Raw genomic sequence first — 19,593 nt, forward strand, 5'->3', positions numbered from 1 at the left:
CCCACGCCGAAGTGCTCGAAGTCTTCGCCCGCAACGTCGACCGGCTGCGCACCGTCCTGTTCAAGGCCCTGGAGGCGCTGCCCACCACCCGCGACTGCACCTGCTCGCACGCCCTGGACGGGCTCGTCACCGGCCTCGCGGGCGTGCCTTCCTGACGCTCCGCCGGACGAGGGCGGCGAGCGCGGCCGCGGCGGCGGTCACGGCCAGGAACAGCAGCCAGTGGCGCAGGTAGGGCAGCGGCAGCAGGGTCGGGTTGCCGTGGTCGTCCCCGGCCCGCAGCACCGCCGGGACGGCCACCGCGCCCACGGCGGCCGCGACCACCAGCCAGCCGCGCAGCACCGGCCGGCCGGTCGTGGCCGCGCCGAGCGCGCACACCAGCGGCAGCCACAGCCCGTCGTGCAGCGCGACCAGCCCGGCGGCCCACAGCAGGACGCCGAGCGGGCCGGTGACGTACGGGTCGGTCAGCAGGCCCACCAGGCCGCAGGCGAGCAGGGCGAGGCCGCCGAGCAGCAGGGCACCGCGCAGGATCCGCACCTCAGACCGCCTCGATCCGGGCGACCCACTTGGTCTGCAGCACCCCGGGCCGGTTCGGCGCGACGATCCGCGCCGGGAAGCCGTGGTCGGGCGTCAGCGGACGGCCGTCCAGGTCGAGGGCGAGCAGGGTGAGCGGGTCGTCGGCGTACGGGGCGGGCATCTCGGTGACCCGGTAGGGGCCTTCGGCCTCCAGCGAGGTGATCCGCACGGCCGACCCGGCCGGGATCCCCGCCCGGCGCAGCAGGTCGGACAGGCGCACGCCCGTCCACCGGGCGTCCGCGCTCCAGCCCTCGACGCAGGCGATCGGCAGGTCGGCGGTGGTCTGCGGCAGGCCGCGCAGCCCGCCGAGGCCGATCAGGTAGCCGGCCGGGCCGTCGACGGCCAGCCGCCAGTCGGCGGGGACGGCGGTGGTGCCGGCCTGCGCGGCGGTGCGGTTCACGGGGAGCCCGCCGGTGCCGGGGCGGCGCGGGGCGAACAGGTCCAGGGCGCGCAGCCAGGGCACGGACTGGCCCGCGGTGGTGAGGGTGACCGCCCCGACGGCGGCCGCCGTCGCCGCGAGCACCGCCCGCCGCCCGGACGGCGGGACGGACGGCGGGACGGGCGGCGGGACGGGCGGCGGGACGGACGGCGGCACCGCCCCGGCGCGGCGCCAGTGCGCGGCGATCACCGGGGCCTTGACGGCGAGGTGGACCAGCAGCGCGCCGACGGCCGTCCACGCCGTCCAGTAGTGGGTCTGCCGGAACGGGAACGGCCACGGGTACCACTGCAGGGTGTTCAGCAGGCCGGTGAACAGCTCCAGCAGCACCGCCGCGACCAGCAGCGCGATCGACAGCCGCTCCAGCAGGTGCAGGACGCCGCGCGCGGGCGGCCACTCGAACAGCCGCGGGTACACCGTCCACAGCTTCGCGCCCGCCAGCGGGACCGCGGCCAGCCCGGCGATCACGTGCAGGCCCTGGGTGGTCCGGTAGCCGTTCACCGGGCGGGGCGGCAGGTGCGGCGCCAGCCACCCGGGCGGGTCCTGGAGCAGGTGGCTGATCAGCCCGGTGGCGAAGCACAGCAGCAGCGCCGCGCCCAGCCACCGGCCGAGCACCACGGCGGTGCGCGGCCCGTGCGCGGGGGAGCGGAAGGCGCCCGGCCGGAACGGGCCGCGCCGCAGCGCGGCGGGCGGGGCGGGCAGTGGCGGGTCGAAGCGCCGCCGGGCGGGGGAGGGGTCGCGGTCCACGGGCCCATCGAAGCGCGCCCGGCCGCCGCACCGGCGCTGCGACGTGCTTACGGAATCCGAACGGCGCCGCGGCCCGGGCGAACTGCTTACGGAACCCGGACGGCGCACCGCGCCACCGCCGCGCGGGCGCCCGCCGGTGCGAGGGTGGGCCGGTGACCGCACGCCCCGTCCCGTCCTGCGTCCTCGCCGTCACCGCGCTGGCCGGCTGCCTCGCGCTGACCTTCACCACCGGCGGCACCCTCGGCGACCGCCTCCCGCTGTACGGCTGGTACACCGCCGACGCCGCCCTGTTCGCCCTGTCCCTGCTCGCGCTGCGCCGGGTGCCGGACCGGCAGGTGGCCCGGCTGGTGCTGGCCGGCGGCGTGCTGGTCGCCGCGGCCGGGCTGCTCGCCCCGCCCCGCACCAGCGACGACGCCTACCGCTACGGCTGGGACGGCAAGGTGCAGGCGGCAGGCGTCTCCCCGTACGCGCACGCCCCCGAGGACCCGGCGCTGGCCCGGCTGCGCGACCCGGGCCGCTTCCCGGCCGGCGACGGCTGCGCGGGATGGGACGAGCGGCGCACCGCCGACGGGGCCTGCACCCGGATCAACCGGCCCGCCGTGCACACGATCTACCCGCCGCTGGCCCAGGTCTGGTTCCTCGTCCAGCGCCCGTTCGGCGACGGCGTGCGGGTCGCCCAGGCGGCGGGGGCGGTGCTGGCGGTGGCGACCACCGGCGCGCTGCTGGCCGTGACGGGCGGGCGGCGGCGGGCCGCGCTGTGGGCCTGGTGCCCGGGCGTCGCGGTGTGGGCGGTCAACGACGCGCACGTCGACGCCCTGGGCGCGCTGCTGACGGTGGCCGGCCTGGGCTGGGCGGCCCGCGGCCGGTCCGCGGCGGGCGGCGCCGCGCTGGGCGCGGCGACGGCGGTGAAGCTGCTGCCCGCGCTGGCCCTGCCGGGCGCGCTGTCCGGAGTGCTGTCCCGCCGCCCGACCCGCGCCGACCTGGGCCCGCTCGCAGCCGCCGCCGGGGTGTTCGTCCTCTCCTACCTGCCGTACCTGGCGGCCTCCGGGGCCGGGGTGCTCGGCTACCTGCCCGGCTACCTGCGCGAGGAGGGCTACCAGCAGGACCGTCCGGAGCGGTTCGGGCTGCCGCGCCTGGTGCTGCCCGACCGGCTCGCGCCGTGGGCCGGGGCCGCGGTGCTCGCCGTCCTGGTGTGGCGGGTGCTGCGGCACGGCGACCCGGCCCGGCCGTGGCGGGGCGCGCTGCTGGTGACGGGCGGCGCGCTGCTGCTGGCGGCGCCCGCCTACCCCTGGTACGGGTTGCTGGTGGTGGCGCTGGTGGCGCTGGACGGCCGCTGGGAGTGGCTGGCGGTGCCCGCTGCCGGGCAGCTGCTGTACCTGGCGGGCGGCGGCCGGGTGCAGCAACTCGCATACGGAGCTGCTCTGTTGGTGATCGTGCTGCGGGCCGTCCGGCGGGTCCGGGCACCCCGCGCACAGATGACGGAAGTCTGACGGCGGCCCCGTGCCCCTGGGCAACGGGCGCTCCGACTGGTCGAATCACCCCGTGGACGACAACGGCAACGGCAACGGCAACGACAACGACGGCGATAGCGACGACGGCGACGCCCGCGGCGCCCCGGTCGGCCGCCGGGTGGTGCTCGGGCTGCTCGGCCTCGGCGCCGCCGGGGTGGCGACCGGCCCGTGGCTGCAACGGGCCCAGGACGCGGTGGCGCGCAACGACCCGACCGGGCTGAGCGGGCTGCTGCCCGGCGGGGGAGGGTTCCGGTACTACTCGGTGACCGCCTCCGTGCCCGAACGCGGGGAGGCCGACTACACCCTCACCGTCGACGGCCTGGTGGAGCGGCCCGCCACGCTGCGGCTGGCCGACCTGCGGGCGCTCGCGCAGCGCCGCCTCGTCCACGACGTGCAGTGCGTCACCGGCTGGCGGGTGCCCGCCACCCCGTTCGAGGGCGTCCCGCTGTCCGCGCTGCTGGACGCCGCCGGAGTCCGGCCGGAGGGCCGCGCGGTGAGCTTCGGCTGCTTCGACGGCGCCTACACCGAGAGCCTGACGCTGGAACAGGCCCGCCGCGACGACGTCCTGGTGGCCCTGCGGATGCAGGACCGGCCGATCGGCCACGCCCACGGCGGCCCGGTGCGCCTGTACGTCGCCCCCATGTACTTCTACAAGTCGGCCAAGTGGCTGTCCTCGATCACCGTCACCGACACCGTCCGCCCCGGTTACTGGGAACGGCTCGGCTACGACGTGGACGCCTGGGTCGGCCGGTCGAACGGACGCGACGATGAACCCACCGGCTGACCGCCGCCCCCGCTTCGCGCCCGCCCAGCGCTGGGCCCACCGCGCCACCGCCGCGCTGATGCTCACCTGCCTGGCCACCGCCGCCTGCCTCTACCTGCCGCCGCTGGCCCAACTCGTCGGCCGCCGGAGGCTGGTGGCCGGACTGCACGAGTGGTGCGGCCTGCTGCTGCCCGTCCCGCTGCTGCTCGCCCTCGCGACCCGCGCGATGCGCCGCGACGCCGCCCGCCTCGGCCGGTTCACCACCGCCGACCGCGCCTGGCTGCGCGCCGCGCGCCGCCGCCGTCCCGGGCCGCGCCCGGCCGGGAAGTTCAACGCCGGGCAGAAGCTGTACGCGCAGTGGACGCTCGGCACGATGCTGGTGATGCTCGGCACCGGCCTGCTGATGTGGTTCACCGGCCTCGCGCCCGCCGTGTGGCGCACCGGCGCGACCTTCGTCCACGACTGGTTCGCGCTCGCCGTCGCCGCGGTGGTGCTCGGCCACCTGCGGATGGCGTACCTGGACCCGGAGGCGCGGCGCGGCATGCGCACCGGAACCGTCGACCGCGAGTGGGCCGGGCGCGAGCACCCGCAGTGGGTCGAGCCGGACTGACGCCCCGTCAGGCGCGGCGCAGGGCGAGGAAGGCGCGGCCGTGCGAGACCCAGCGCTCGGCCCGCTCCAGCCCGCCGGCCCGGGCGTGCCGCAGCGTCGCGGCGGGCCCGCAGCGCGCCCAGCGGAACGGCGGTCCGGCGCCGTCCGGTCCCTCCACCCGGACGTCCGCCACCTCGTCGACCTCCTGCGCCGCGGTCTCCACCAGCAGCAGGCCGCCCGGGGCGAGCAGCCCGCCCGCCCGGGCCAGCAGGGCGGCCGGGTCGCCGCCGATGCCGAGGTTGCCGTCGGCCAGCAGCACGCCGCCCCAGCGGCCCTCGGCGGGCAGCCGGTCGAACACCGAACGGCGCAGCGCGAGGCCGCCCAGGTGCGCGGTGCGCTCCACCGACGCCGCGCAGACGTCCACCCCGAGCGCGGGCACGCCCGCCTCCAGCAGCGCCGCCACCAGCCGCCCGGGGCCGCAGCCCAGGTCCAGCACCGGCGCGGGCAGGCCCAGGCAGCGCAGCACCAGCCCGTGGTCGGCCCCGGCGGCGGGAGCGCACCAGCGCTCCACCTCCAGCGCCAGCCGCGAACCGTCCGCCCGGCGCAGCCACAGCGGGCCCCGCCCGGCCCGCACCGCCCGCCCGAACGGGTCGTCGACCCAGGGCTCGCCGGTGCCGGTGCCCGTGCGGGTGCCGGTGCGGGGGCGGAGGGCGGCGGGAAGGTTCACGGGCTCACCTGTCGTGCGGGGCGGAGAGGGGGCGTCGAGCCGCGGCGCGGGGCGGCTCACCGGGCCGGGCCGGGCGCGGGCGCGAACTCCCGCAGCCGGGCGGCGAACCGGCTGCCGGGCGCCAGCGCGGCCACCCGGGCGGCGTCCTCCGGTCCGTCCACGTCCAGCAGCGTCGGCAGCTCGCGGACCGCCAGGCCGTTCGACGCCAGCCGGTCCAGGAGGCGGCGGCCGGTGCCGGCGGTCGACATCGGCACGCCGTGCAGCAGCCGGGCGGCGAGGCCGGCCTCCGGCCGGGCCAGGCCGAGCGCCCAGAAGCCGCCGTCCTCGGCGGGGCCGAACCAGGCGTCGGCGCCCGGGCGTTCGGCCGCGGACAGCGGCGCGGCGAGGGCGGCCGGGTCGAGCTGCGGGGTGTCCATGCCGACCAGCAGCGCGGGGGCGCGCGGGGCGAGCCGGGCGGCGTGGGCGAAGGCGGCGGCGATCCGGCGGTCCAGGCCGCCCGCGCACTGCGGCACCACCTCCCAGCCCGGCGGCAGCCAGCGGCCCGGCTCGCCGTCCAGCACCAGCAGGCGCCGGCCGGCCGGGACCAGGGCGAGCGCGGCCAGGGTGTCGGCGAGGGCCGCCTCGGCCAGGCCGGCGGCCTGGCCGGGGGTGAACGCCGGGGTCAGCCGGGTCTTCACCCGGCCCGGCACCGGCGCCTTCGCGATCACCAGCAGGGTCGGCGGCGGGGCCGCGAGCACCCCGCGCATGTCGCGCACCGCCTGCCGGGTGCCGCGCACCGTCCCGGTCACCTTCGAGCGGCCCGCCCGGGGCCGGTAGTCGACCGGCACCTCGGCGATCCGCATGCCGGCCGCCGCCGCCGACAGCACCGTCTCCAGCGGGTAGCCCGAGCGCCGGTCGCCCAGCCCGAGGGCCAGCAGCCGCTCCCGGCGCGCCGCCCGCATCGGCCCCAGGTCGTGCAGGGCGGCGCCGGTCAGCGCGCGCAGCCGCCGGGCCAGCACCAGGTTCGCCAGCCGGGCGTGCGGCGGCCACGCCCCGAACGAGACCGGCCGCCGCCGTCCCAGCACCAGGTCGGCCGTGCCCGCCGCCACCGGTCCCACCACCCGGGGCAGTTGCGCCGGGTCCAGCGACCCGTCGCAGTCCAGGAAGCACACCAGTTCGGCGTCGGCGGCCAGCAGCCCGGCGTGGCAGGCCGCGCCGAACCCCCGGCGCGGCTCCGCGACCACCGTCGCGCCCAGCGCGGCGGCCAGCTCCGCCGAGCCGTCCCGCGAACCGTTGTCGACCACGATCGCCCGCCAGCCGGCCGGCACCCGGCCCAGCACCCAGGGCAGCGCCCGCGCCTCGTCCAGGCAGGGCAGCACCACGTCCACCGAGGACGGGAGAAGAGGAGGAGTCACGACCGCCACGCTAACCACGCCCGGCCCCGCCCCGGCCGAGCCGCGCCCTTACGGAAGTCGTACGGCGCACCCGCCCGGGCCGCGGATCTTACGGAACCCGAACGCGGGCCCGGACCGGAGCCGCCGACGGCCCCGCGCTCGTATCCTCGGGCGGGTGAACCACAGCCCCGCCCCGGCCGAGCCGCCGGCGCCCGCCCGCATCCTGGTCGTCGACGACGACCCGACCGTCGGCGAGGTCGTGGCCGGCTACCTCACCCGGGCCGGCCACCTGGTCGACCGGGCCGAGGACGGGCAGCGCGGCCTCGACCTGGCCGAACGCCACCGCCCCGACCTGCTCGTCCTCGACCTGATGCTGCCCGGCCTCGACGGCCTCGAGGTGCTGCGCCGCCTGCGCGCCCGCCCCGACCGGTCCGACCTGCCGGTGGTGCTGCTCACCGCCAAGGGCGACGAGGCCGACCGCGTGCTGGGCCTCGAACTCGGTGCGGACGACTACGTCACCAAGCCGTTCAGCCCGCGCGAACTCGTCCTGCGCGTCCAGTCGATCCTGCGCCGCGCCCGCACCGCCGCGTCGGCGGCCCCGGAGCGGCCGCTGCGCTCCGGCGACCTCGCCCTCGACCCGCGGGCCCGCCGGGCCCACCGCGCCGACCGCGAACTGGCGCTCACCAGCCGCGAGTTCGACCTCCTCGCGTTCCTCCTCCGGCACCCCGGGACGGTGTTCTCCCGGCAGGAGCTGATGCAACGCGTGTGGGGGTGGGACTTCGGCGACCTGTCGACCGTCACCGTCCACGTCCGCCGGCTGCGCGAGAAGATCGAGGACGACCCCGGCGCGCCCGAACTGATCAGCACCGTCTGGGGCGTCGGCTACCGCTACGACCCGGCCGCCCCGGCGCGGGACGGTGCGGCGTGAAGGACCTGCTGCTGATCGCCCTGTTCGCCGCGCTCGGCGCCGCCGCCGCCGGGCTGCTCGGCCTGGCCGCGCTGCGGCTGCTGCGCCGCCGCTCGCTGGCGCTCACCCTGTTCGCCGTCGCGGGGGTCAGCGTCCTCGCCGTCACCTCCGGGACGCTCGCCGTCGCCCAGGCGATGTTCCTCTCCCGCCACGACCTCGGCGTGGTCGTCACCGTCCTGGCGATGGCCTCGGTGGTCGCGCTGCTCACCGCCGCGCTGCTGGGCCGCCAGGTCACCGCGGGCGGCCGGGCGCTGGCCGTGGCCGCCCGCACCGTCGGCGGGGACGCCGGGTTCACCCCGCCGGACCGGCCGCTCGGCCGGGAACTCGCCGCGGTCAGCGCCGAACTCGCGGCCACCAGCGCCAGGCTGGCCGAGTCCAGGGACCGCGAACGGGCCCTGGACGCCTCCCGGCGCGAACTCATCGCCTGGATCTCGCACGACCTGCGCACCCCGCTGGCCGGCCTGCGCGCGATGGCCGAGGCCCTGGAGGACGGCGTCGCCGAACAGCCCGAGCGCTACCTCGCCCGGATCCGCACCGAGGTGGAGCGGCTCACCGGCATGGTCGACGACCTGTTCGAACTCTCCCGGATCCAGGCCGGCGCGCTCTCCCTCACCGTCTCCCGGGTCTCCCTGCACGACCTGGTCGACGACGCGCTGGCCGGCGCCCACCCGCTGGCCCGGCAGCGCGGCGTGCGCCTGGAGGGGCGCCGCGTCGAGCCCGCCCCCGTCGAGGCCGACCCCCGGGAGATCACCCGGGTGATCGGCAACCTGCTGGTCAACGCGATCCGCGCCACCCCGCCCGACGGCGTCGTCGCCGTCTCCACCCGCCGGGAGGCCGACGCCGTCGTGCTCGCCGTCACCGACGGCTGCGGCGGCATCCCCGAACCCGACCTGCCCCGGGTCTTCGAGACCGGCTGGCGCGGCACCCCCGCCCGCACCCCCCGCCCCACCTGCCCCGAAGGCCCCGGAGCCCCCGGAGCCCCCGACACCGCCGACAGCGGAGCCGGCCTCGGCCTCGCCATCGTCCGCGGCATCGTCGAGGCCCACGCCGGCCGCGCCCGCGTCCACAACGTCGACGGCGGCTGCTGCTTCGAGATCACCCTCCCGGCGTCCCGCCGGGCCTGACGACCCGCTGCGCGCGGGGGGCCGGAGATGGGCGGGGGGATCGGCGGTGGGGGTCCGCCCCGGCCCGTTCGGTCCGCAGGTCTCCCGGCGGCCCGCTCGCCCCGCTCCGGCCGGCCGTCAGGCGCGTTGCGGTGCCACCGCGAACTCGGCCATCCCGGTCTCGAACGCCGTCCCGGGCCGCCAGCCGAGTTCCGCGCGCAGCCGCCCGGAGTCGGCGGTCACGTGCCGGACGTCGCCGAGCCGGTACTCGCCCGTCACCACCGGTGCCGGGCCGCCGTGGGCCGCCGCCAGCACCCGCGCCATGTCGCCCACGGTGCGGACCTCCCCGCTGCCCACGTTGTACGCCCGCGCGCTGCCCGCCGGGCGGTCGGCCAGCGCGGTCAGGGCCGCCGCGTTGGCCGAGGCCACGTCCGCGACGTGCACGAAGTCGCGGCGCTGGCCGCCGTCCTCGAACACCCGGGGGGCCTCGCCGCGCGCCAGCGCCGAGCGGAACAGCGAGGCCACCCCCGCGTACGGGGTGTTCCGGGGCATGCCCGGCCCGTACACGTTGTGGTAGCGCAGCGTCAGGACCCGGCCGCCGCACGCCCGGGCCCAGGCGGACGCCAGGTGCTCCTGGGCCAGCTTGGTCGCCGCGTACACGTTGCGCGGGTCGGGCGGGGCGTCCTCCGCCACCAGCCCGGGCAGCAGCGGCTCGCCGCACACCGGGCACGGCGGTTCGAAGCGTCCCGCGTCCAGGTCCGCCGCCCGGCGCGGCTCGGGCGCGACCGGCCCGTGCGCCCCGCAGCGGTACGCGCCCTCGCCGTACACCACCATCGATCCGGCCAGCACCAGTTCCCGCACCCCGTGCCGGGCCATCGCCGACAGCAGCACGGCGGTGCCCAGGTCGTTGCACCCGGCGTACGCGGGGGCGTCGTCCAGGTCCACGCCCAGCCCGACCATCGCCGCCTGGTGGCAGACCGCCGACACCCCGTCCAGGGCGGCCTCCACCGCCTCGGCGTCCCGCACGTCCCCGTGCCGGAACTCCGCGCCCTCCGGCACCGCGGACGGCACCCCCGAGGGGTGCACCGCCGGCAGCAGCGCGTCCAGCACCCGCACCTCGTGGCCGTCCGCGAGCAGCGCGCCGACCACCGCCGAGCCGATGAAACCGGCCCCGCCCGTCACCAGGATCCTCATGCCGGCCGACGCTACCCACCCGCTCGCCCGGAACCCGGCAACCGGACGGCGGCGTCACCGACCGGTAAGGAACCGGGTGCGCACCGGCGCGGCCCCGCATGGCGGAGCGCCGGGGTGGGGAGACTCGTACGCGGCGGCGCGACGAGTGGCGCACGAAGTCGAACAGCCGTCCCGGGGAACGAGGTTGACGCATGGTGGAACGACGCGTGCCGGTCGCGACGCACTGGGGCAGTTTCACCGCGGTGGTCGACTCCGGCCGCCTGGTGCGGATCGAACCGAGGGACGACGACCCCGCTCCCTCGCCCATCGGGCCCGGCATGGTGCGGGCCGCCGAGGACGGCGCCCGGGTGCTGCGCCCCGCCGTGCGCAAGGGGTGGCTGGACGGGCTGCCGAGGGTGGGGGACCGGGCCCGGGGCGCGGACGCCTTCGTGGAGGTGAGCTGGGACGACGCGATCGCGCTGGTGGGCGACGAACTGCTGCGGGTGCGGGCGCGGCACGGGGACGGCGCGGTGTTCGGCGGGTCCTACGGCTGGGCGAGCGCGGGCGGCTTCCACAACGCGCAGGGGCAGTTGCAGCGGTTCCTGGCACTGGGCGGCGGCTACACCGACTCCCGCAACACGTACAGCACCGCGGCCCTGGAGGTCGTCCTGCCGCACGTGATCGGCGGGCACCCGTGGAGCTACCAGTCCCGGATGCCGATGTGGGACGAGATCGCCGAGGGCTGCGAACTCGTGGTGGCGTTCGGCGGGTTGGCCCTCAAGAACAGCCAGATCAACCCCGGCGGCCTGGCCAGGCACCGGACGCGGGACCTGCAGCGCCGGTGCCGCGAGGCCGGGGTGCGGTTCGTGAACGTCAGCCCGATCCGCAGCGACACCGCCGACTTCCTCGACGCCGAGTGGCTGCCCGTCGTCCCCAACACCGACACCGCCGCGATGCTCGGCATCGCGCACACCATGCTGGTCAACGGCTGGCACGACGAGGACTTCCTGCGCCGGTGCTGCACCGGGTTCGACCGCTTCGCCGACTACCTGCTCGGCGGGGCCGACGGCGTCCCCAAGGACGCCGCCTGGGCCGCGCGGATCACCGGCATCGACCGGGACGCGCTCACCGGCCTCGCCCGCCGCCTCACCGAGCGGCGCTCCCTCGTCATGGTCAACTACGCGGTGCAGCGGGCGGACCACGGCGAACAGCCGATCTGGATGTCCGTGGTGCTGGCCGCGATGGCGGGCTCGATGGGACGGCCGGGCTGCGGCTGGGGCGCGGGCTACGCGACGATGGACGCGACCGGCGTCGCCCCGGGACGCCCCGCCGTGGCGTCCTTCCCCCAAGTGCCCAACCCCGTGGCGGACTTCATCCCGGTCGCCCGGATCGCCGACACCCTGCTGCACCCGGGCCGGACCATCGACTACGACGGACGGCGCCTGACCCTGCCCGAACTCCGCCTGGTCTACTGGTGCGGCGGGAACCCGTTCCACCACCACCAGGACCTGCACCGGCTGGCCCGGGCCTGGCAGGCCCCCGACACGGTGGTGGTCCACGAGGCCTGGTGGAACACCACGGCCAAGTTCGCGGACGTCGTCCTGCCCGTGGCCACCGGCCTGGAGCGCGACGACTTCGCCGCCGGGTTCTCCGACCCGCACCTCACCCCGATGCCGAAGGTCCGCGAACCGGCGGGGGAGTCGCGCACCGACCACCGGATCTTCGCCGCCCTGGCCGCCCGGCTCGGGTACGAGCGGGAGTTCACCGAGTCGCGCTCCGAGACCGAATGGGTCCGGCACCTCTACGAGCAGACCAGGGCCGCCCTCGGCGAGGCCGCCGCGCTGCCGGACTTCGACGAGTTCTGGCGCCGCTCCGGCGTCGAACTGCCCGCGCTGACGGGGCCGTTCCCCGGCAGCTTCGCGGCGCTCCGCGCGGACCCGCGGCGCTTCCCGCTGGCGACGCCCTCGGGCCGGATCGAGGTCTTCTCCGCGGAGATCGACTCGTTCGGCTACGACGACTGCGCCGGGCACCCGGCCTGGTACGAGCCGGCCGAGTGGCTCGGCGGCGACCTGGCGGACCGCTTCCCGCTGCACCTGGTCTCCAACCAGCCCGCCTCCCGACTGCACAGCCAGTACGACAACGGCGGCCGGAGCCTCGCCTCGAAGATCCACGGCCGCGAGCCCGTGACGCTCAACCCGGCGGACGCCGCGGCGCGCGGCATCGAGGACGGCACGGTCGTGCGGGTCTTCAACGACCGCGGCAGCTGCCTCGCCGGCGCGGTCCTGTCGGAGGACGTCATGCCGGGCGTCGTGCAGCTCTCCACCGGAGCCTGGTGGGACCCGGTGCGGCCGGGGGCGGGCGGCACCCTGGACCGCCACGGCAACCCGAACTCCCTCACCGCGGACCGGCCGTGCTCGCGCCTGTCCCAGGGGCCGAGCGCCCTCAGCGCACTGGTCGAGGTCGAACCCCATGGCGACCCGCTGCCCGATGTGCTCGCCTTTGCCCCACCGGCGCTCGAACGCTGATCCGAGCGCCCGGCGCCCCCGGCCCACCCGTTTGCCCCTGCGTGACCGGATGGGTACGGTGCGCAACCGTGACTGCACTTCGAGACCTCAAGTACGGCCAGTGGTTCAGGGGCGCCGACGTCGACGGCGACGGGTTCATCACCCAGCGGGACGTCCGGATGATGAGCGAGCGCTACATCGCCGCCCGCGGCGCCGCCCCCGACTCCGCGACCGCCCGGCTGCTCACCGAGCGGATGGACGGGTTCTGGGCGAACGTGATCGCCCCGATGGACCAGGACGGCGACGGGCGGGTCGACCTGCGGGAGATGACCGAGGGGTTCCGGCGCGTCCTGGCCGACCCCGCCCTGTACCCGCAGCAGGTCGCGCCGGTGACCGAGTGCTTCTTCGACCTGGTCGACCTCGACGGGGACGGCAGGATCGACCGGGCCGAGTTCCAGCTGATGTTCGACGCGGTCGCGGGCGTTCCCGGCGAGGACTGCGCCGCGGTCTTCGCCGCCCTGGACCTCGACGGCTCCGGCGCCCTGGACCGCGCCGAGTTCCACCGGGCGGTCACCGAGTTCTTCTACGGCGACGACCCCGGCGCCCCCGCCAACCACCTGTTCGGCCGGATCCACGGCTGACGCGGGCGGGGCCGTCGGCGGGCGGGGGCGGGCGGCGCGGGGCCGCCGGGCGCGTGCGGTGCCCGGCGGCCTTCGCGGGTCCTCCGTCAGCGCCAGGTGTCGTTGGTGGTGAAGGTGCCGGTGGCCGGGGTGACGGCGGTGCGGTTGCCGCCGTTCTCCCAGACCACGGTGCCGTCGGGGTTCTTGATGAGGTACTTGTACTCGATCGGGGTGTTGGGCGGCAGCTGCAGGCCGGCGGTCCAGAGCGGGTAGTGGGCGCCGTCGGTGCTCAGCGGGACGGCCTTCGCCGGGTCCCAGCCGCCGAGTTCGGCGAGGTTGCCCGCCAGGTAGAGGTTCTGCCCGTAGGCGGTGGTGGCGGTGGCGCGGAAGACCGCGGTCACCGGGGCGCCGCTGCCGACGTTCCAGCGGTCGTTGATCGCGACGGGCACGGTGGTCGAGTGGGTGACCGTGCGGTTGGGGACGCTCTCCCAGGTCACGGCGCCGGTGCTGCTGCGGATCAGGAACTTGTACTGGGCGGTGCTGCCTTCGATGATCTGGATGTAGCCGCTCCAGGCCGGGTACGTCTGGGCGGTGGTGTGCAGCGGGACGGCGGCGGCCGGGTTCCAGTTGCCCAGCTCGGCGGTGTTCCCGCTGATCAGGACGGTGTCGCCGGGCTTGGTCGCGGCGGTGACCGTGACCGGGATGGTCGCCTCGGCGGTGGCGGCGCCCGCGGGCGCGACGGCGCCGAACAGGCAGGCCAGCAGCGCGGCCACCAGCAGGATCGGACGCCAGGCGCTGGCTGCGGTGCGGGGCGGTGCGGTCGTCATGGCTCTTCCCGTCTCTTCGTCATGGGAGCTGACACGGTGTCAGCGCCGCTTGATCACAACACAAAATCAACGGAGTGGGCCGGGAAGGCCGCTTTCTGTCGCTGACTCCTGTCACTTTCAGGTCATTCGAAGGGGCGACACCGAGTTTTGAATTCAAGAGGTGAACGCATGGCGTTGCGTGCTGGTCGCCGGGGCGGCGGGCGGCCCTAGTGGCGGCGGCGTTACCCGGCCGTCAGACGGAGGGCATGCGGATGTCATGAAAGGCGCTCTGCAAGATGGCGCAAAACTTTTCATGTTCAAGAGGGTGAGAGGGGGAGTCCGGAGGGGTGGACCGCGCCGAGCGTGCGCCGGATGCCGAGATTTGCGGAGAATATCCGGTTTGCTAGACCCTGTAGCCACTTGAAAGTTTCAGCAATACTTTCCAGTTGATCGTCCGTGGCGCCAGGTCCGGCCGAGCAGGCGTGGACCGCGCCGTGCCGGGCATCCGCGCGGGGACCGGAAGGAGAGCGCCGTGACCGAACCCGATCGGACACCCAAGACACCCGACCTGCCTCCCCCCGAGGGGGCGCGGGCACCCGACATCACCCCGATCGCCGACCAGGACCGGGAGGACCGGCCCCCGACCGGGGCCCGGACCGGGGCTCCGGCCGACGCCCCCGCCCCCGGGCGGGACCGCCCGGCCGCGGAGACCACCGAGGCGCAGGCCGAGGACGAACCGCCCGACTGACCGCCCGACTGACCGCCCGACTGACCGCCCCGGCCGACCGGGACGATCGGACGGGCATGTCTCGCGGCCGAGCGGGCAGCCGCCCCACCAGGAGGTTTTCACGGCGGGGCGGAGCGGCGGGGCGGCGACCGTCCCCGCCGCCCGGCCCCCGCGTCCGCCCCGTCGGGGCGGAGCCGCGGCCCGGGGACGCCTCCCCGACAACCCGTCCGACCCGCGCCCGACCGGGCGCCCGACGCGAGAGGAGGAGCCGCCATGGCCGCAACGCCCACCCGGCACCACATGCTCACCGTCTACCTGAACGACCACCTCGCCGGCGCCGAAGCCGGCACCCGGCGGGCCCGCCGGTTCGCCGATGCCAGTTCCGCCGCCCGCTCCGATCCGGAGGAGCGGCGGCTGCTGCGGCAGTTGGCCGCCGACATCGCCTGCGACCTGGCGTCGCTGCGCCGGGTGATGCGGGAGCTCGGCGTCCCCGAGCGGCGCCCCTACGCCTGGCTGGGGCGGATCGGCGAGCTGGCGGGCCTGCTCAAGCCGAACGGTGCTCTGCTGCGCCGCTCCCCGCTGACCGATCTGGTCGAGCTGGAGGCCCTTCGGCTCGGGGTGCTGGGTAAGCGGCAGCTCTGGGCCGTCCTGGCCGAGCGCTTCGGCGGCGACTCCCGGGTCGACCGGGCCCGGCTCGACGAGCTCGCCGACCGGGCCGACCGGCAGGCCCGGCTGCTGGAGGAGCTCCGGCTGCGGGCCGCCGGGGTGCTGACCGACCGGCCGTGACCACGGCGGTGCCGGCGCCGCTGCACGGGGAGGCCGGGGCGCGGTCAGACTGGAGGTGTCGGGCGGGTCAGCGGAGTCTGGCGACGGCGGCGTAGCAGGAGGCCTGTTCGTCGGTGATGGCGGGGGTGCCCGGGTCGGGGCGCCAGCGGGGGGTGGAGACGATGCCGGGGTCCAGGAGGTGCCAGCCGTGGAAGAGGGCGGCGAGCTCGGCGTGGGTGCGGGCCTGGGCTTCGGTGCCGGAGCTGCGGTAGACGTGGACGAGGCGGGCGGTAGCCTCGGGTTCGAAGTCGGGGGTGAAGTGGCTTATGGCGAGGTAGCTGCCGGGGGCGAGGCGGGCGGTGAAGGCGGCGACGATGTCGGCGGCGCCGTGGCCGGGGCGGTCGGCGATGAAGTGCAGCAGCGCGTTCATGCTGAGCGCGACGGGGCGGTCGAGGTCGAGCGTCTCGGCGGCGGCGTCCAGGATGGTGCCGGGGTCGCGGACGTCGCCCTGGACGTAGGCGGTGCGGCCCTCGGGGGTGCTGTCGAGCAGGGCCTCGGCGTGGGTGAGGACGATGGGGTCGTTGTCGGCGTAGACGGCCCGCACGGCGGGGTTGACCTGCTGCGCGATCTCGTGGAGGTTCGGCGAGGTGGGGATGCCGGTGCCGACGTCGAGGAACTGGTCGATGCCGAGCGCGGCGATCGCGCGGGTGGAGCGGTGCATGAAGCCGCGGTTGGCGTGCGCGGCGATCCGGGCGTTCGGGAAGGCGTCCAGGGCGCGGCCGGCGGCTTCGCGGTCGGCGGGGAAGTTGGTCACGCCGCCGAGGTAGTAGTCGTACATGCGGGCCGAGTGGGCCCGGTGGATGTCGAGGTTGATCCCGTGCTGCGCTGCCTGCTGGGCGGTGCCGTCGGGCATCGCGTCCCCCCTGGTCGCTGAGTCCTTCGTCGGCCGTGTCGGGCCGGGGGTGGCGCGGGCGGTGGCGCACCCCTGGCGCGGAACTCATCAGATCATGCCCTGCGGAGGCGGCGGGCAACCGGTTCGGCGGCGTGCGCCGGAGCCCGCGCGCCCGGCCGGCGCGGGCCGTCCGGAGCTGTTCGGACGTGCCGTCAACTGTCTTCTGGGTAACGCTTCTTGATCGAAGAGCGTTCGTGGGATTCCGTTTTCATCGGAGGGGCTCGAATGCGCTCCAATATAAATACGAGGGGACGTCAGTCCTCCTCGACGGAGCATCGGCATGCGGTTCGGGGGCGCGGGCCGGGATCGGTCGGCGCGGGAGGCGTGCTCCCGCCGGAAGGGACGTACGGTGGACCCGGATCTCGGGTTGGTGGTGGGGCAGCGGCGTGACCAGCTGACCTTCGACGCGTTCTGCGAGACGCACCAGCGGGCTTGGCTCGCGGCGGCGCGGGCGCGGCGGTTGTCCGAGGAACAGTCGCGTGCGGTGGTCGGCGCCCTGCGCCACTGGCTGCGCGGCGAGTGGCAGATGCTGTTGCGGGAGCCGGTGCCGGCGGCCGAGGCGTGGAAGGTGCTGAAGGTCGAGATCGCGGCGGCGGTGGCGGCGGCCGAGGCGAACGGGGGCGCGGGCGAGCCGCAGGAGCAGTGGCGCCTGGCGATCCGGGCGGCCGCGCACCGCATGCGGCTGACGATGAGGATCGCGGAGGACGCGAGCGGGATCTACGCCGCGATCCTGGCACTGCCCGAACGCCAGCAGGACGTCGTCGTCCTGCACTACGCGCTGGACCTGCCGGAGGAGACGGTGGCGGACTACCTGGGGTCGACGATGGCGACGGTGCGTTCCAACGCCCGCCACGCCAGGAACCGGCTCCGGGAGAAACTGGGACGGGAGGGCGCATGACCGGGACGTTCGCCGCGGTGTGGTCGGTGGGGGCGCCGGCGAAGGTGGTGCTGGAGCGCAACCGGGAGGCGGCGCCCGCGCCGCTGCGGCTGGCGCACCGCCAGGCCCGCCACGAACTGGCGCTGCTGTGCTCGCTGATCCTGGCGAACCCGGCGTCCGCCACGACGCTGGCCAAGCTGGTGGACAGCGACGTGGAGCGGCCCGAGGGGGCGCTGGTGCTGGGGGTGCTGCTGAACCTGGCCGACTACGAGGAGGGCGCGCGCTTCTGGTGGGAGTTCGCGGCCGGCGGCGGCAGCCACCTCGCGGCGTCGTGCCTGTGGTTCTGGCACCAGTCGCGGGGCGAGCCGCGGGACGCGCAGTTCTGGCGGTTCCAGGCGGAGGGGCTGGCCCGCCAGCCGCAGCCGCAGTGGCGGATGCCGTCGTCCGACCGGCCCCTGGTGCCGCGCAGCGTGCGCGCCGACATACTCGCCCGCTGCCGGCAGGGGCTGGCGCCCCGGCTGCCCGCCCGGATGGCGGCGGTGCTCAAGTCCCTGCCGGCGGACGACGACCGCGGCGACTGGCCGGAGGTCCCGCACTGGAGCCCGGACGTCGTGTGCCACCTGAAGGCCGCCGCGGCCGAAGGGCGCTGAACCCGGGCCGCCGAACGCGCGGCCGCCGCCGGGAGATCCGGTGCGGTCGGTACCGGGTGCCCGGGTGCGCGGTACCGGATGCGGGTGCTGCCGGAGGTCGAACCGGCCCGTCGACCGGCCGTCCAGAGGATTCGAGGAAGCCGTGGGGGCGGGCCGCCTCCGGCGCTGCCGCGATCTTGAACCGGAAGCAGGCGCCGTCCGGATCGAGGATCGCATCCGGGGGCGCGTCGTTCCCACCCCCACCCCCGCCCCCGCTCCCACTCCCGGCCCCGGAACGCCGTGCGCGAGCTGCTTCCGGGGGGTCCAGAGCCTGCCCCGGAGCCCGCGGGCGGGAGCCCGTGCCGCGGCGGTCGGGCGGGGCTGGCGGGGGGTTCGTTTACAGGGGCTTGACAGGTCGTTACTTTGGGGCTTGGGAGCGCTCCCAGAAATCCCTCCGCTCATGGCATGAGCATGGCTTTTCCCCAGTCAGACGGCCTGCCCGGCCGGGACGTTCGGGCGGGTCCCTTCCACCGAGGTGGTGAAAGTTTCATGTCTCGACGCAAGACCTCGACGATCGCCGCGGCCCTCGCGACCGCGGCCGTGACGATCTGCGCGCTGCTGCTGGGGCTGTCCCCGGCGCACGCGCACGGTGTGGCGATGGTGCCGGGTTCGCGCACGTACCTGTGCTACCAGGACGCGATCACCGGGAACGGCGCGCTGACGCCGACCAACCCGGCCTGCAAGGCGGCCGTCGCGCAGAGCGGGACGACGCCGCTCTACAACTGGTTCGCGGTGCTGGACTCCAACGCGGGCGGGCGCGGCCAGGGCTACGTTCCGGACGGGACGCTGTGCAGTGCCGGCAACAAGTCCCCGTACGACTTCTCGGCCTACAACGCGGCCCGGAACGACTGGCCCAAGACGCACCTGACCTCCGGGGCCGGCATCGAGGTCGACTACTCCAACTGGGCCGCGCACCCGGGGGAGTTCCGGATCTACCTGACCAAGCAGGGGTGGTCCCCGACCACCCCGCTGGCCTGGGCCGACCTGAGCCTGCTCACCACCGTCGCCAACCCGGCGCAGGTGGGCAGCCCCGGGGCGGACGGCGGCCACTACTACTGGAACCTGACGCTCCCGTCGGGGCGCAGCGGGGACGCCGTGATGTTCATCCAGTGGGTGCGTTCGGACAGCCAGGAGAACTTCTTCTCCTGCTCGGACGTGGTCTTCGACGGTGGCAAGGGCGAGGTGACCGGCATCCACCTGCCGGCCTCCTCGTCCTCTCCGAGCCCGGGCTCCAGCCCGAGCCCCAGCCCCAGCCCCAGCCAGAGCGCGAGCCCGAGCCCGAGCGCGTCGCCGTCCGCGAGCCCGTCCGCGAGCCCGAGCCCGTCGTCCTCGCCCTCGCCGTCGCCCTCGTCCAGCGGTACGACGATGCCGGGCAGCGGCTGCATGGCGACGTACAGCGTGGTTGGCTCCTGGAGCGGCGGGTTCCAGGCGTCGGTCGAGGTGATGAACCACAACTCGACGCCGATCAACTCCTGGACGCTGAGCTGGCGGACGGGCTCCGGCACCACGATCGCCAGTGTGTGGAGCGGGGTGCTGACCGCCTCCGGCAGTGACGTGACGGTGAAGAACGCGGCCTACAACGGCACCATCGGCGCGAACTCCAGCACCACGTTCGGCTTCGTCGCCAACTCCACCGGCAACAACTTCCCGACCGGCTCCATCTCCTGCACCGCCGCGTGACCCCCGCGCCC

Annotated in this window: 19 protein-coding genes and 2 pseudogenes; 13 read left to right on the forward strand and 8 right to left on the reverse strand. The window is 76.1% G+C overall.

What is annotated here, in order from left to right; genetic code table 11:
• A pseudogene (locus OO48_RS39820) lies at positions 1–155 on the forward strand (5'-methylthioadenosine phosphorylase); the annotation flags it as partial.
• Here the strand turns inward: OO48_RS39820 and OO48_RS15105 are convergent.
• Entirely contained in the window at positions 127–534 is a 408-nt protein-coding gene (locus OO48_RS15105; protein ID WP_033216312.1) for a hypothetical protein, read from the reverse strand. The pseudogene OO48_RS39820 and the gene OO48_RS15105 overlap by 29 nt on opposite strands.
• A gap of 1 nt (position 535) precedes the next feature.
• Positions 536–1,711 (reverse strand): molybdopterin-dependent oxidoreductase, encoded by a 1,176-nt coding sequence (locus tag OO48_RS15110; protein ID WP_081952146.1) that lies wholly within the window; start codon positions 1,709–1,711, stop codon positions 536–538.
• A 197-nt stretch (positions 1,712–1,908) separates the two neighbouring features.
• On the opposite strand from OO48_RS15110, the gene OO48_RS15115 reads away from it, so the two are divergent.
• Genes OO48_RS15115 through OO48_RS15125 form a run of 3 tightly spaced genes read left to right on the forward strand, consistent with a single transcriptional unit; the run spans position 1,909 to position 4,640 of the window.
• Positions 1,909–3,246 carry an MptA/MptB family glycosyltransferase gene (locus tag OO48_RS15115; RefSeq protein ID WP_051732152.1) on the forward strand — a complete coding sequence of 446 codons (1,338 nt, stop codon included), beginning with the start codon at positions 1,909–1,911 and terminating at the stop codon, positions 3,244–3,246.
• 52 nt (positions 3,247–3,298) lie between these two features.
• Entirely contained in the window at positions 3,299–4,051 is a 753-nt protein-coding gene (locus tag OO48_RS15120) for a molybdopterin-dependent oxidoreductase (protein WP_033216413.1), read from the forward strand.
• On the forward strand, positions 4,035–4,640 hold the full coding sequence (locus tag OO48_RS15125) for a cytochrome b/b6 domain-containing protein (RefSeq protein WP_033216314.1): 606 nt from the start codon (positions 4,035–4,037) through the stop codon (positions 4,638–4,640). Before OO48_RS15120 ends, OO48_RS15125 begins: the two co-directional genes overlap by 17 nt.
• A 7-nt stretch (positions 4,641–4,647) precedes the next feature.
• Here OO48_RS15125 and OO48_RS15130 read toward each other — a convergent pair whose 3' ends face one another.
• The 3 genes and pseudogenes from OO48_RS15130 to OO48_RS39830 all read right to left on the reverse strand — a co-directional run.
• Complete coding sequence (locus OO48_RS15130; protein ID WP_051732153.1) at positions 4,648–5,346, reverse strand: methyltransferase domain-containing protein; 699 nt, start codon at positions 5,344–5,346, stop codon at positions 4,648–4,650.
• A gap of 56 nt (positions 5,347–5,402) precedes the next feature.
• Complete coding sequence (locus tag OO48_RS39825) at positions 5,403–6,083, reverse strand: TIGR04282 family arsenosugar biosynthesis glycosyltransferase (protein ID WP_425338543.1); 681 nt, start codon at positions 6,081–6,083, stop codon at positions 5,403–5,405.
• Positions 6,057–6,713, reverse strand: a pseudogene (locus tag OO48_RS39830) (glycosyltransferase family 2 protein); the annotation flags it as partial. The gene OO48_RS39825 and the pseudogene OO48_RS39830, both read right to left, overlap by 27 nt.
• Positions 6,714–6,894: 181 nt before the next feature.
• On the opposite strand from OO48_RS39830, the gene OO48_RS15140 reads away from it, so the two are divergent.
• The gene (locus OO48_RS15140; protein WP_063830679.1) at positions 6,895–7,647 is read left to right on the forward strand and encodes a response regulator transcription factor; all 753 of its coding nucleotides are present in this window, start codon (positions 6,895–6,897) and stop codon (positions 7,645–7,647) included.
• A complete protein-coding gene (locus OO48_RS15145; protein WP_033216316.1) occupies positions 7,644–8,810 on the forward strand; it encodes a sensor histidine kinase in 1,167 nt (388 codons plus the stop codon). Before OO48_RS15140 ends, OO48_RS15145 begins: the two co-directional genes overlap by 4 nt.
• A 117-nt stretch (positions 8,811–8,927) precedes the next feature.
• On the opposite strand, the gene OO48_RS15150 is transcribed toward OO48_RS15145, so the two are convergent.
• On the reverse strand, positions 8,928–9,983 hold the full coding sequence (locus OO48_RS15150; protein WP_033216318.1) for an NAD-dependent epimerase/dehydratase family protein: 1,056 nt from the start codon (positions 9,981–9,983) through the stop codon (positions 8,928–8,930).
• A 191-nt stretch (positions 9,984–10,174) separates the two neighbouring features.
• Here OO48_RS15150 and OO48_RS15155 point away from each other — a divergent pair, with 191 nt between their 5' ends.
• Entirely contained in the window at positions 10,175–12,487 is a 2,313-nt protein-coding gene (locus tag OO48_RS15155) for a molybdopterin-dependent oxidoreductase (protein WP_033216320.1), read from the forward strand.
• Positions 12,488–12,555: 68 nt separating this feature from the next.
• On the forward strand, positions 12,556–13,107 hold the full coding sequence (locus tag OO48_RS15160) for an EF-hand domain-containing protein (protein WP_033216322.1): 552 nt from the start codon (positions 12,556–12,558) through the stop codon (positions 13,105–13,107).
• Positions 13,108–13,193: 86 nt separating this feature from the next.
• On the opposite strand, the gene OO48_RS15165 is transcribed toward OO48_RS15160, so the two are convergent.
• Complete coding sequence (locus OO48_RS15165) at positions 13,194–13,913, reverse strand: carbohydrate-binding module family 20 domain-containing protein (RefSeq protein ID WP_033216324.1); 720 nt, start codon at positions 13,911–13,913, stop codon at positions 13,194–13,196.
• A gap of 511 nt (positions 13,914–14,424) precedes the next feature.
• Between OO48_RS15165 and OO48_RS15170 the strand changes: the two genes are divergently transcribed.
• The gene (locus tag OO48_RS15170; protein WP_033216326.1) at positions 14,425–14,640 is read left to right on the forward strand and encodes a hypothetical protein; all 216 of its coding nucleotides are present in this window, start codon (positions 14,425–14,427) and stop codon (positions 14,638–14,640) included.
• A 252-nt stretch (positions 14,641–14,892) separates the two neighbouring features.
• Positions 14,893–15,405 (forward strand): hypothetical protein, encoded by a 513-nt coding sequence (locus OO48_RS15175; RefSeq protein WP_033216328.1) that lies wholly within the window; start codon positions 14,893–14,895, stop codon positions 15,403–15,405.
• A gap of 67 nt (positions 15,406–15,472) precedes the next feature.
• Here the strand turns inward: OO48_RS15175 and OO48_RS15180 are convergent, their stop codons facing one another.
• A complete protein-coding gene (locus tag OO48_RS15180; protein ID WP_033216329.1) occupies positions 15,473–16,297 on the reverse strand; it encodes an SAM-dependent methyltransferase in 825 nt (274 codons plus the stop codon).
• Positions 16,298–16,685: 388 nt separating this feature from the next.
• Between OO48_RS15180 and OO48_RS15185 the strand changes: the two genes are divergently transcribed.
• The 3 genes from OO48_RS15185 (at position 16,686) to OO48_RS15195 (ending at position 19,582) form a co-directional block, all read left to right on the forward strand.
• Positions 16,686–17,234: an RNA polymerase sigma factor gene (locus tag OO48_RS15185; protein WP_033216418.1), complete on the forward strand. Its 549-nt coding sequence runs from the start codon at positions 16,686–16,688 to the stop codon at positions 17,232–17,234.
• Entirely contained in the window at positions 17,231–17,863 is a 633-nt protein-coding gene (locus OO48_RS15190; protein WP_051732155.1) for a hypothetical protein, read from the forward strand. The genes OO48_RS15185 and OO48_RS15190 overlap by 4 nt, the downstream gene beginning before the upstream one ends.
• 528 nt (positions 17,864–18,391) lie before the next feature.
• Positions 18,392–19,582 carry a lytic polysaccharide monooxygenase gene (locus OO48_RS15195; RefSeq protein ID WP_033216330.1) on the forward strand — a complete coding sequence of 397 codons (1,191 nt, stop codon included), beginning with the start codon at positions 18,392–18,394 and terminating at the stop codon, positions 19,580–19,582.
• Positions 19,583–19,593: the final 11 nt, after the last annotated feature.

This window comes from Kitasatospora phosalacinea (assembly GCF_000716545.1).
In the GTDB taxonomy this organism is placed as follows: domain Bacteria; phylum Actinomycetota; class Actinomycetes; order Streptomycetales; family Streptomycetaceae; genus Kitasatospora; species Kitasatospora phosalacinea.